Origin of the sequence: Clostridium brassicae, assembly GCF_026738875.1 — a bacterium.
Lineage (GTDB): Bacteria > Bacillota > Clostridia > Clostridiales > Clostridiaceae > Clostridium_H > Clostridium_H brassicae.
This window is the reverse complement of record NZ_JAPQFJ010000038.1, coordinates 1-12,792: the sequence shown is the minus strand read 5'-3', so window position 1 is coordinate 12,792 and position 12,792 is coordinate 1. Positions and strand designations below refer to the sequence as shown.

Below are 12,792 nucleotides of genomic sequence, written 5' to 3'. Positions count from 1 at the left end.
CTATAGCATCTGGTGGTTATGGCTTGAAGGTAACACCCGTTCCCATTCCGAACACGAAGGTTAAGCTTCAAAGCGCCGATGGTACTGCACTGGAGACGGTGTGGAAGAGTAGGTCGCCGCCAGGTAAGAGTAAACGCACTAAGCTTAGCTTAGTGCGTTTTTATTTTAATGAATACAAAATATAATTTAGCAAAATATATAGTATATAAACTTAGATTTACTAGGATAGATATGTCTAAAAAAAGTATTGCATAGCTATCCTATTTTCATTGTATAATTAATAGGATTTATTTAACTAGACTTTAAAACTAATCTTTAAGTTAAAGAAATCTATTATAGTTTATATGGGAGATGAGAGATATGGGTAAAATAAGTGTTCTAAAAAAAATGATAGATGAAAGTTCTAATATAGTATTTTTTGGTGGTGCAGGAGTATCAACAGAAAGTAATATTCCAGATTTTAGATCAGAATCGGGGTTATATAAAACAAAAAATAATTTTTCTTATTCACCAGAAGTTATGTTAAGTCATACTTTTTTTATGAAGCATACTGATGATTTTTTTGATTTTTATAGGACAAAAATGATTTATACAGATGCTAAGCCTAATGATGCACACAAAGCTTTAGCGGAACTTGAAAAAACAGGAAAGTTAAAAGCTGTTATAACTCAAAATATTGATGGACTTCATCAAATGGCAGGATCTAAAAATGTTTTAGAACTACATGGATCTGTTCATAGAAATTATTGTATGAAGTGTGGCAAGAAATTTGATTTAGAATATGTAATTAAAAGCAAACATTTAACTCCTAAATGTAATGAATGTGGAGGCATCGTTAAGCCAGATGTAGTTTTATATGAAGAAGGATTGGATATGAATGTTTTAAATAGTGCAGTAAGATATATACAAGAAGCAGATATGTTGATTGTAGGAGGAACTTCATTAGTTGTTTATCCAGCGGCAGGACTAATTCAATATTTTAATAGAGGTAAACTAGCATTAATAAATAAAGCATCAACCTTATATGATACTACAGCAGATTTAGTTATTAATGATAGTATTGGTGTAGTATTGAGTAATGCTATATAAATTGTTTACTTTATATAAATATTTATTGTATACTATGTTCATGATAAAAATATACTATAATTAAACACTCTAAAATTTAGAGTGTTTAATTAGGTATTATATAAAATATATAAATAAGTTAAATTAAATTTTCAAAAGAGTAGAACAGTATTACGAAAGGAGAAAATTAATGGATAACAAAAGAAGAGAGGGATTTTCATCAGGACTTGCAGCTTTTTTTGCAACATTAGGAGCAGCAGTAGGCTTGGGCAATATATGGAAATTTCCTTATGTAGTGGGTGAAAATGGAGGAGCAGCTTTTTTATTGATATATATTATCTGTATAGCTCTTGTTGGCTTACCTGTTATGATAAGTGAATTTTTCATTGGTAGAAGAACAAGAAAAAATGTTGTGGGTGCAGTTAAACAATTAAACAATGGAAAAATATGGACAGGAATAGGCATATTTTCTCTTTTAGGATCTCATTTTATCTTATTTTTTTATAGCTGTGTTGGAGGTTGGGTCTACTCTTATGTATTTAAGATTTTAAAAGGGGAATTTGCTGGAGCAACATCTAGAACAGTAGCTTATCAATTTACAAATACTACAATGGGGCCAATTTCTCCTGTTATTTGGCAAATTGTAGTGGTGGTGGTTGTATCTATAATACTCATTCTTGGTGTAAAGAATGGAATAGAAAAAATAACTAAAACATTAATGCCGGTTTTACTTGTATTAATAGTAATTTGTGATATCAGAGCATTAACTCTTCCAGGAACTAAAGAAAGTTTAGCTTTTTTATTTAAAGCTGATTTTAGTAAAGTAACGTCTCAAACTATTTTAATAGCTATGGGCCTTGCATTTTTTAAGTTGTCTGTAGGTATGGGGGCTATGGTTACTTATGGAAGCTATTTTACTAAAGAAGATAATATGATAGGAACGGCTTCTAAGGTAGCAATATCTGACCTAATAGTTTCCCTTTTAGTGGGCATAGCTGTTTTTTCAGCTGTATTTACATTTGGTATGAAACCTTCTGGAGGACCAGGGCTTTTATTTATGACAATACCTTTAGTATTTTCAAAAATTCCATTTGGAAATATTTTGTTAGTAGCATTTTTTATATTAGCATCTATAGCTGCAACAACAGCAATGACATCTATGTTTGAGGTTCCCGTTGCATATTATTCAGAAGAAAGAGGAATGTCTAGAAAGAAGGCTGTTATCGTAAATGCAATAATTATAATTATTTTTGGAATACTTGCTACTCTTTCTGTAAATAATGATTCTTTATTAGGTGGGATAAAAATATTCGGAAAAGGATTTTTTGATTTGTTTGACTACCTATCTTCAAATGTAATTTTGCCTTTAGGCGGGCTTTTTATAGCAATTTTAGTTGGGTATTTTATACCTAAGGAAGAAATAAAAAAAGAGCTTACCAATAATGGAGAACTTAAAATAGATAAGGTAATTGATTTTTATTACTTTATTCTAAGATATGTTACACCGGTTATTCTTATAATAGTGTTTTTATCATCTATAGGTATTTTTAGATAATATACATTTCAAGTAGTATTTAGATAATACAATCCATAATTTAATAGTTATAATAAAGATGTTTTATTTTATTGTATTTAGAAAAGATTTAATTAAGTTAAGAAAGAGTTAGTGGAAAGTTAAATTTTCGCTAACTCTTTTTTAATTTTTATTTTACAACTGCTTCTAGTATCTCTAATGATTTTTTATCACAATTAATTTTGGCTTTTGCACCTATAGGCAAAGTTAATTTGGGATAATCGTGTCCCGACATAAAGTTTAATACTGTAGGTTTATTTAAAGATAAGATTCTGTCTTCTAATATTTGTTCTAAATTTAGGCTTTTAGTGTAATCAGATAAAGTACAATCTGTAAATTGACCTATGATAACCCCCCTACACTCTTTAAGTTTCCCACTTAGATGAAGTTGAGTTAGCATTCTATCTATAGAGTAAGGGGGTTCTTTAACATCCTCAATAAATAGAATATTATCTTTTGTATCTATCTCATAAGGTGTACCTAAAGTAGATATAATCAAAGACAAATTTCCTCCAACAAGCTTTCCTTGAGCACATCCTTTATTAACATAATCTATGGGGGCTTTGGTCCAAGTATCCAGTGCATATGGTCTATTACATTTTGTTATTGTATTTAAAAAGCTTTTAAAAGTTTCTTCATCTTCTAAATTTGAACTACCCATAGGTCCATGAAAAGTTATAAATCCACATTTTGATGATAATGTATTTAAAAGTGTTGTAATATCACTAAAGCCCATGAATATTTTAGGATTATCTTTTATTATATCATAGTCTAGTAAAGGAAGAAGTCTCATACAACCATATCCTCCTCTTACACATAATATCATGGTTATAGTTTTATCAATGAACATGTTCATTAAGTCTTCAGCTCTATCCTTATCATTTCCAGCAAAATACCCTAATTTATCATAAATGTGTTTCCCTTCTTTTACGTTAAATCCTAGAGATTTTAGAAAGGATATCCCTTTTTTTATGCTACCAAATTCTTCTGGACTAGCAGGGGAAACTAAACCTATAGTATCTCCTATTTGCAATTTTTTTGCTATCATTCTATCACATCCTAACCCTATAATATTTATTTAATTTTTTTAAATAAATGCTAATTATATAGCAATTATTTAAAATTTGTCTTTTGTAGATTATGGAATATGATTTAATGTAAAACAATATTGTTTTAAAAAGTAGAGAACCTAAAGCTAGAACATATTTTTCTTATTTAAATATATGACACTTATTATTGTTGTAGTTAATATTAATGACATTACTATAAGAAAACCTGGTCCAGGAGGTAATTCAGACAAAGGAAGTCCTTTAACATTCATACCAAATATACCAGAAAATATATTAGGAATAGATATAACTATAGTTACTGTAGCTAAAAGTTTCATTACAAGATTTAGATTATTTGATATAACATTAGCAGAGGCATCCATAGTCGCACTCAATATATGTGTGTACATATTTGTCATTTCAATAGCCTGCTTATTCTCTATTATTACATCCTCAAGTAGTTCTTTATCTTCCTCATATTTTTGCATTATCTCAAGTTTTATCATTTTCTCCAAAGTTATTTCATTTGATTTTAACGAAGTTGAAAAGTATACTAGGGAATTTTGCAGAGACAATAGTTGCATAAGGACTTTATTACTCATAGACTTATGAAGTTGTTTTTGAATCATCCAACTTTTCTTATCTATTTGACGAAGACATACTAGGAAATAACTAGATACTCTATAAAGAACTTGAAGTATAAACCTGGAACGTTTAAAAGTATAAAAACTGCGTATATTTGCATCTACAAAGTCATTTAGTAGTTTGCTATTTTTTAAACATATTGTTATTATCTCTTTTTCAGTATGAATTATAGCAAGAGGATAAGTATCATAGGTAAGAGAGTTTTCCTCCATTTCAGTAAATGGTATATCTAGAATCATAAGTATATTATTATCTTCTATGTCTATACGTGAGGATTCTTCTTCATCTAAAGCTGATTTTAAGAATTCTACAGGTACATTTGTTTTTTTTGATACAAATAGTATTTCTTGTTCAGATGGAGCAACCATGTTGATCCAGCAGCCTGGTTCTATTGAATCTAAAGGTAGAAGTTTTGGATTAGCTTCATTTGTGCTTTTATATATAGAAATCATAAGAGTTCAATCCTTTCTATTTGTTAATAGAATGTTCAATATATATAATACCTTATATTAAGAAATATAAAAACATATATTCAATAATATTATTTTAAGAATAAATTTTGCATACAAATAATATAAAATTAATTAAATTCTAGTACGATTTAAAGAAATTTTAGCGTATTGTATGTACCTGAGTTTATTTTACAAAAAGTCAATAATTAATGTATAAAGAGAAAGCTTGATTTAGCTATTTATAATAAGTATTTTAAAGGTTAAATTCATTTAAAGCTATTAAATAAAACTAAATAGGTCTATAATGACATTGTTACATTTGTGTTAATAACTATAAACTTAGTATAATGCTCTATATAAAATTAAGTTTGGCGGGGGAAACCTTACTATGTATAAAGAAATAGCTATTAGAAAAAAAGTTTCTACTATATTTATTATACTGATAATGCTTAGTATTTCTATAGTAGTATCAGATGTAATTTCAACACTCACTTATGATGAATATGAAGTAGGTAGATACCTAGGAATTATAGTATCCATACTTGCCCTAATTTTTTCAATAAATCAAGTTGAAAAGTGTAAAATAAAGTACAAATATTCTATAATAGTTGATGAATTTATAATTCATAGAGTAAAAGGAAATAAACATGAGGTTATGGAATGTGTTAAAGTTAAAGATATTCAGTGCATAAAGAAAGCAGGTAAAAGCAAAGCTTTTTTAGACACTGTTAGTAGTAAGGTATATGGATGCTTAAATTTTGACAAGGATTTATATTTTTGTAAGTATAATGACGGAAGAGTAAATAGAAGTTTTTATTTTGAGGCTAGCCATAGATTAATTAACAGATTGCATTTAACGAAAGATAAAGAACAAATGAAAAATGCCGGTTAAACCCGACATTTATTTATTTGTTCTTTTTTACATTCGAGCAAAAGAGAATCTTTTTCTATTAAATCAAGACCTGTTATAGCAAGAGCTTGAGATGTTTTTATAACTCTATTTTGGGCAAAGTCTGAAATAGTTGCTTCTGCAAAATGTTCTGATGCATATTTAATATTTTCATTATCTACTATAGAAATGTAGGAGCAAATGCAAGGAATACTATGACTTAAGCTACCCAGGCTTAATCGAGAAGGTATATTTATAGTTTTACTGTCATCTATTATACCAATTTCTTTAAGGTTGTGAGCAAAGATTCTTCCAAGAGTATTATTAGTTATAAAGTTATCTGAAGGTATTTCACATAAGGACATGGATGAATCTATATTCATTAATTCTTTTGATATATTTATAGTGGATTTTATTTTTTCTGATATCTTCTCTGCTGTGCTTAAATTTGGAGCTTTTATACAGAAGCTAGTTTCTACATTATTAGATAATATACATGGAGCTGTACTTCCTTTAATAGATACTAAATCAATAGAACAATCTTTGGAAGATCCTTTAACAAGGGTATTTATTACATTTAAAGTAAAAATACATGCATCAAAAGCATTATATATACTATCTTCATTACATCCATTATTTTTATTACAACAGTAGTTTATTTTTAAAGGAAGTATAGCTGGAGAACTACATATTTGGGCAGTTATTGTGTGAGGGCGAGCCATTAGTACTACATCTATATCATCCAATAATTTTTGTCTTGTCATAGCAATTAGGGATCCATTTGAAACTTCACCTGGGCATCCTAAAAGAATTACTGTGCCACCGGTCTTAGAAATTACTTTTGAAAGCCCTAAGGCAGCCCCGATAGAGATAGTGGACACTAAATTTGTACCTAAAACGTGTCCTTGTGTACATGGCGAATCATATTCACATATATAGCATATTTTAGGATGACCATTTCCATATTTAGCTACAAAAGAGGTTGGGATATCTAAAATGTTTTCTATGACCTCAAATTGTTTATTTTTAAGAAAGTTAACTATAAAGTCATAAGATTTATGTTCACAAAAACTTTGTTCAGGATATTGATATAAGTAATGAGAAATATTTTTAAGATCTTCTTTTAATGTAGATAGATATGTTATAATTTCTTGTTTCATAAAAAATCCTCCTTTTTGATGTCTTTATTCTATGTTTATTTGGATTAATAATGTATTAAAGTATATATCAATATTTATATTGTTTCCTTAAAGCATTAAAATATATGGTTGTATTTTAAAGAAGTACTGAATTTTATATATGGGAATATATTGATAATAGTATAAAAAATACACCTATTGAAATAAATAACCTTAAAACTTATAATATACTAGATAAGAATTAAATATAGTTTTATGTGGAAAGGGATGGTTAAGTGAGAAGAAATTGTTTTAAAGCTATTGTAGCAATGTTTCTTATTGCAGTATTCTCATTTATTATAAATGGAAATACAAAAGCATATGGAGCAGAGACTATACCAAGAATTCAAAAAATAGTATTAGAGTATCAAAATGTAAGGGAAGGAGATACTCAAACTATAAACGTAGCATCTCAAGCTTCTGGTAAAGTTCAGTACAGAATATGGCTTGCTAGTAAAAAGACAGGAGTTTGGCAGGATATAACTAACGGATTTACAAATCCAATGAATTACAATGAGGTTCTATCAATTAACACTCCTTCATTAAAAGAAGGAGATTATACTGTATCTGTCTGGGTAAAGAGAGCTGGAGTAAGCGCTATAGATAAAAGAGGATTTGACACATATTCAACTATTCCAATAAAATGTCTAAAAAATGATGGACAAACACCTAATATTAAGCTAGATAACATAAAACATACTTATTCTAAGGGACAATTATTAGAAGTAAAAAAGCAAGATGGTAAAAATTATTTTTATAAATACAGCGTATATAATATTCTAAAAAATAAAGCGGTAGTTTCTTATGGCAGTAATTATGCAGAAGGATTTTCATGGAAAGCTACTGAAGATGGAATGTACCTTCTAAAACTTAAACTAAGAAATATAGAAAAAATAGCTGTACCAAAAATTAAAAAGATAGTATTAAAAGATGAAAAAGTATTTGAAGGATCTACGCAAACCATAGATGTACTAGCTAATTTCCCAGGTGAAATACAGTATAAGATATGGTTATGTAATAGAAAAACAGGAGTATGGCAAGATATAACTAATGGATTTACAAAACCTGTTACTCAAGGAAAAGCTTTTTCCATAGTAACACCTAAATTACAAGAAGGAAATTATACTATATCGGTATGGGCAAAAAGAGCTGGTGAAAAACCTATAGATAAAAGAGGATTTGATACTTATTCAGTTATTTCAATGAATTGTTTTAAAAATGATGAAAAAGTTGAATCAGAGAATAAGAAAGCAAGTAGCACAAGCTATAATCTAGATGAAGAAGAAGCAAATAAGCAGAGTGAAGAAGTTATACAACAAAATAAAGATATAGAAAGCAGTGAAAATAGTGCAAACACAGAAAATATCAGTAATCAACCTTTACTAAATAATAGTGAAGATAATGGCAATATATTAGACAATAAAGGGAATGACGAAAAAGTTTGTAAGAATAATGAAGAAGTTAGTAAAAAAGAAGAAACTGAAAATAATATAACCAATAAAGAAGATAAAGATAAATCTAAGGAAGATGTTAAAGAAGATATTGTAGAAGTCGAGTATAAAGAAATTATAACAGAAGAGGAAATAACAAAATTAATTATTGTAGGAAATCCTTATACACAGCCTGTGATTCCACCAAAAGATACTAGTATTTATGTAGCAAATGTTTCAGAGATAAGTAAACTATATATTAGATCTCAACCTAATACAAGTTCAAGTATTGTGGGATATATATATGGAAGTCTTCAAAGTATAAATGTTATAAAGAGAGTAGGAGCTTATTCTTATATAGAAGCAACAGACTATGGAACATTAAGAAAAGTAAGAGGATATGTGCCATCTAGATATATAAAAAGTGTACAACCTAGAAAAGATTATTCTATAATAGTTGATCTAAGTGATCAATATGTTTATATATATAAAAATGGAAAATTATTAAGAAAGGTAATATGTTCTACAGGTCAAAATGCAACACCTACTCCAACAGGAACTTATATAATAGGAAGTAGAGGATCATATTTCTTAACAGGTTATAAAAACTCAGTAAAATGCTATAATTGGGTAAGATTTAATTATAATTTCCTTTTTCATAGTGTTTTATGCACTAAAAGTGGACAACCACTTCAATCAGCAGTTTCACAATTAGGGCACAAAGCTTCTCATGGATGTATAAGACTTCCTTTAAACGATAGTAAATGGTTTTACAATACTATACCAGCAGGAACTCTTGTAACTATAAGACCGTAGAATAAATAAAAGAGGTTGATTTTTTAAATCAACCTCTTTTATTTATTATTCTTCTCTTAAACATTTTGGTTCTTCTGGTTGATAAGAGCTAAATAAGCATGCTGAAGCTGAAGTTGAAAAAGCAAAAGCCCTAAAGAAATCAGCCATAAGGTTTAATAATTTTTTCATTTACTATTCCCCCCTAGAAAAAATATTTTTTATAGATAAATCTATGTATCTAATTAATAAGTGTCCAACTGATGTAAGTGTAAAGGACTGCCAAGCTAAGCCTAAGCATATGCACTGGACAATTATTAAAAGATGGCTCATTTGAAATTTATGATAAAAACTTAACAATATTATGGAAAGTACCAATAACAGGCTAATAAGTAATATAGACTTTTTCTTTAATCTTCTCCTTGTTTTTTCTTTCTTTATTGGTTTAGCGGTACTATCAACAGGCGCTAGCTTGTATACAATAAGATAAGAAAAAAGAAAACTTATTAAAATAAGGAAAGAAGTATTTTTTATATTAATTATTAAGGAAAATTTGTCTACAAATAAACCTAACAAAGTGAAGATAATACCTCCAATTAAGGCACATCTATTAGGAGAAGTAGCATGGGCTCCTCCAGAATACTTTCTCAGGAAGCTAGCTGTAAAGGATAATATTAAAGCTTCTAATAATACATTAAATAAAAAGCTAAGTATTACAATAAATAAAATAGCCCATAAAGTTTGAAAAAACGAGAAAGCACCATATGCTATTATTTGTTTATTATTATCATCTAAATTTAAACTAGAAGATATATTTTCAGCCAAAGCATTTGATAATTTTTCAATTAAAAACATAATTTTTACCTTTCGTTCTTTTTCTATAATATTTTATTAATCAGATATATTGTTATTAAAAAATATTAAAGCAAGCTAATTTTTTTTTTAGGTTTTAATACCTAATAATAATAATGTACATGTAGTTATGTAAAAATAAATTCAAAATATTATATATAATAGGATTAATTTCCTGTGTTTAATAACTATTATATCACTATTTAGTTGATTATGGAAGAATTTGTTGTTATTTTTCAAATTATCCAAAAAAATATATATAATGACAATGACTGTATAATGATTACAAATAGTATAGTATCTATAGTTATAGAATATAATTATAGATATTTTTCAATAAAATTGAAATAGAAAATTAATTTAAAATAAATATTTTAGTGGACAAAATAAAAATAAGGGTGTAGTTGAATAGAATATAGTATATGGGGCAATAATTAAAATAATTTTATTAAGTATTTTAAGGGGGTAAATATGAAAAAACAAAAATGTATTATATGTAGAAAGCCTCTAAATGATGGTATAATGATATATAGAAAGGGAATTTGTAAAAATTGCGAAGAGAGAATAATAAATACTGATCAGGAAACGGATTTTTATAACCACTATATATGTTGTATAAAAAAGAATGTTTCGCATTGGATTTTAAGAGGAGAGGATTACAAATGTCAAAATTACCTTTGGTAGAAGGTGTTTTAAAATATATAAAAGAAAAAAATACATTATTTTGTATGCCTGGACATAAAGGAGGAAAAGGATTTTTAAGGACTACTTATGGTAAAGAGTTGTATGACAATATAGTAAAAGCAGATATAACAGAAGTTGAAGGGCTAGATAATCTTCATAATGCTGAAGGAATAATAAAAGAAGCCCAAGAACTTTTAGCTAAGCATTACGAAAGTAAAAGATCTTATTTCTTAATAAATGGAAGCAGTGGTGGTAATTTAACTATGATATTCTCTTCATTTCATGAAGGTGATAAAGTTATTGTTGAAAGAAATTGCCATAAGTCAATTTTTAATGGGATAATTTTAAGAAAACTTGAACCTATATTCATAAAGAACAAGATCAATAAAAAATACGATGCTCCTCTTTCTATAGATGAGGAGCATTTTTTGCGTATCATAGAGGAAAATGAGGATGCAAAAGGTATAATACTAACTTATCCTAATTATTATGGAATTTGTCCTAATTTAGAATTCATAATTAAAGAGGCTAAAAAAAGAAACATGAAGGTTTTAGTAGATTGTGCTCATGGGGCTCACTTTGGAATTCTAAAAGAAATACCACAAAATCCATTAAAATTAGGGGCTGATATGGTTGTAATGAGTTCTCATAAAACTTTACCTAGCTTTACACAAACAGCGTATCTTCATATAGGAGAAGAAAAGTATAAGGACAAAGTTGAATTTTATTTACATATGTTTTTAAGTACTAGTCCATCGTATATGTTAATGTGCTCCATGGATTATGCTAGATTTTACTTAGAAGAGTATGGAGGAGAAGAATATAAAAAATTACTAAAACTTATGAAATGTTATAGAGAAAAAATAAATCAAGTGAGAGGATTTCATATACTTGGACAAGAAGATTTAGACAAAGAAGATATAGATTTAACTAGATATGTTCTTAATATAGAAAAAGGGTATAGTGCTTCAAAATTTTCTAAGTATTTAAAATCACAGGGGATTCAAGTGGAAATGAATGATGGTCAAAATGTAGTGCTGATTTTTTCACCATTTAACGATGAAGAAGATTTCAAAAAACTATATAATTCCATAAAAAACGCTCCTATTGAAGAGTTTAAAAAAGATTACTTTAAACTTTTAGATCCTCATATACCTGAGAAAAGATTAATGCCTTTTCAAGTCATAGATAAAACTTTTAGGTATGTAGATTTAAATAATGCAGAAGGTAAAATATGTTCTAAATCTATAATTCCTTACCCGCCAGGAGTTCCTATTGTAACTATGGGAGAAATAATAGATAAAACTATTGTTTCTATGATAAAATATTATTTAGATAATAAGATAGAGGTTATAGGAGTTATGAAAGAAAATAAACAGTATAAAATTCAGGTCATTTCTGAGTAAGGGGGAGCTATTATGACAAAAGGAGTCTTCATAACTATAGAAGGTCCAGATGGTTCGGGAAAGACAAGTGTAATGGAATTATTAAAAATTTATTTATATGAAAAGAATATAGAATACATAGCTACACGAGAGCCAGGTGGGATCAATATCTCAGAACAAATAAGAAATGTGATTTTAGATAAAGAAAATATAGCTATGGATAGCAGGACAGAGGCGCTTCTTTATGCTGCTTCAAGAAGACAGCATATGGCAGAAAGGGTAATACCAGCATTAAAAAACGGGAAAATGGTTATATGTGATAGATTTATAGATTCATCTTTAGCATATCAAGGCTATGCTAGAGGAATTGGTATAGATGAGGTTATGAATATAAACGAGTTTGCTATAGATGGGTATATGCCAGATTTAACTCTATATCTTGATATAGAGCCAGAAATAGGTCTTGAAAGAATATGTAAAAATAAGCAAAGAGAAGTGAATAGGTTAGATTTAGAAAAATTGGACTTTCATAAAAAAGTAAGAGAAGGATATTATATATTATTAGAGAAATATCCAAATAGAATAAAAAAGATTAATGCAAATAAACCAATTCAAATAGTATTTGATGAAATAACAAAAATTTTAAGTAAAAAAATAGGGATAGATTCTTAATTACCTAAGTTTTGTACAAACAAAACTTTATTAGTTTCCATATTATAGTTTCCAAAAAATAAATAGTGGATAATACCAAGCCTTGAAGTATAATTTTCTTGCTACAGAAAAATTAAGAAAGGC

At 27.9% G+C, this 12,792-nt stretch carries 12 protein-coding genes and 1 rRNA gene; 8 read left to right on the top strand and 5 right to left on the bottom strand.

Going from position 1 to position 12,792, the window contains the following annotated elements:
- Positions 1-8: 8 nt before the first annotated feature.
- The 3 genes from rrf (at position 9) to OW729_RS18755 (ending at position 2,623) form a co-directional block, all read left to right on the top strand.
- Positions 9-125: ribosomal RNA gene (rrf, locus tag OW729_RS18765) — 5S ribosomal RNA — on the top strand.
- Between the two features lie 235 nt (positions 126-360).
- A complete protein-coding gene (locus OW729_RS18760) occupies positions 361-1,089 on the top strand; it encodes an NAD-dependent protein deacylase (RefSeq protein ID WP_407647713.1) in 729 nt (242 codons plus the stop codon).
- A gap of 169 nt (positions 1,090-1,258) precedes the next feature.
- Positions 1,259-2,623 carry a sodium-dependent transporter gene (locus tag OW729_RS18755; protein ID WP_268063072.1) on the top strand — a complete coding sequence of 455 codons (1,365 nt, stop codon included), beginning with the start codon at positions 1,259-1,261 and terminating at the stop codon, positions 2,621-2,623.
- A gap of 148 nt (positions 2,624-2,771) precedes the next feature.
- Here the strand turns inward: OW729_RS18755 and OW729_RS18750 are convergent, their stop codons facing one another.
- Entirely contained in the window at positions 2,772-3,689 is a 918-nt protein-coding gene (locus tag OW729_RS18750; protein WP_268063071.1) for a S66 peptidase family protein, read from the bottom strand.
- Between the two features lie 147 nt (positions 3,690-3,836).
- The gene (locus OW729_RS18745; protein ID WP_268063070.1) at positions 3,837-4,787 is read right to left on the bottom strand and encodes a magnesium transporter CorA family protein; all 951 of its coding nucleotides are present in this window, start codon (positions 4,785-4,787) and stop codon (positions 3,837-3,839) included.
- Between the two features lie 388 nt (positions 4,788-5,175).
- Here OW729_RS18745 and OW729_RS18740 point away from each other — a divergent pair, with 388 nt between their 5' ends.
- The gene (locus OW729_RS18740; protein WP_268063069.1) at positions 5,176-5,679 is read left to right on the top strand and encodes a hypothetical protein; all 504 of its coding nucleotides are present in this window, start codon (positions 5,176-5,178) and stop codon (positions 5,677-5,679) included.
- Here OW729_RS18740 and OW729_RS18735 read toward each other — a convergent pair.
- Positions 5,676-6,836, bottom strand: coding sequence for a zinc-binding metallopeptidase family protein (locus tag OW729_RS18735; protein ID WP_268063068.1), 1,161 nt, complete (start codon positions 6,834-6,836; stop codon positions 5,676-5,678). The two genes, OW729_RS18740 and OW729_RS18735, sit on opposite strands and share 4 nt — an antisense overlap.
- 254 nt (positions 6,837-7,090) lie before the next feature.
- On the opposite strand from OW729_RS18735, the gene OW729_RS18730 reads away from it, so the two are divergent.
- Complete coding sequence (locus tag OW729_RS18730) at positions 7,091-9,100, top strand: L,D-transpeptidase family protein (RefSeq protein WP_268063067.1); 2,010 nt, start codon at positions 7,091-7,093, stop codon at positions 9,098-9,100.
- A gap of 45 nt (positions 9,101-9,145) precedes the next feature.
- On the opposite strand, the gene OW729_RS18725 is transcribed toward OW729_RS18730, so the two are convergent.
- Together OW729_RS18725 and OW729_RS18720 are read right to left on the bottom strand one after the other, a co-directional pair.
- Entirely contained in the window at positions 9,146-9,268 is a 123-nt protein-coding gene (locus OW729_RS18725; protein ID WP_268063066.1) for a cyclic lactone autoinducer peptide, read from the bottom strand.
- Between the two features lie 3 nt (positions 9,269-9,271).
- Complete coding sequence (locus tag OW729_RS18720) at positions 9,272-9,931, bottom strand: accessory gene regulator ArgB-like protein (protein ID WP_268063065.1); 660 nt, start codon at positions 9,929-9,931, stop codon at positions 9,272-9,274.
- Positions 9,932-10,399: 468 nt separating this feature from the next.
- Here OW729_RS18720 and OW729_RS18715 point away from each other — a divergent pair, with 468 nt between their 5' ends.
- The 3 genes from OW729_RS18715 to tmk are packed head-to-tail and all read left to right on the top strand — an operon-like array spanning position 10,400 to position 12,669.
- The gene (locus tag OW729_RS18715) at positions 10,400-10,612 is read left to right on the top strand and encodes a sigma factor G inhibitor Gin (RefSeq protein WP_268063064.1); all 213 of its coding nucleotides are present in this window, start codon (positions 10,400-10,402) and stop codon (positions 10,610-10,612) included.
- Positions 10,591-12,018, top strand: coding sequence for an aminotransferase class I/II-fold pyridoxal phosphate-dependent enzyme (locus OW729_RS18710; protein ID WP_268063063.1), 1,428 nt, complete (start codon positions 10,591-10,593; stop codon positions 12,016-12,018). Before OW729_RS18715 ends, OW729_RS18710 begins: the two co-directional genes overlap by 22 nt.
- A 12-nt stretch (positions 12,019-12,030) precedes the next feature.
- Positions 12,031-12,669, top strand: a complete 639-nt coding sequence (tmk, locus tag OW729_RS18705; protein ID WP_268063062.1) for a dTMP kinase — start codon at positions 12,031-12,033, stop codon at positions 12,667-12,669.
- The last annotated feature ends 123 nt before the right edge of the window (positions 12,670-12,792 follow it).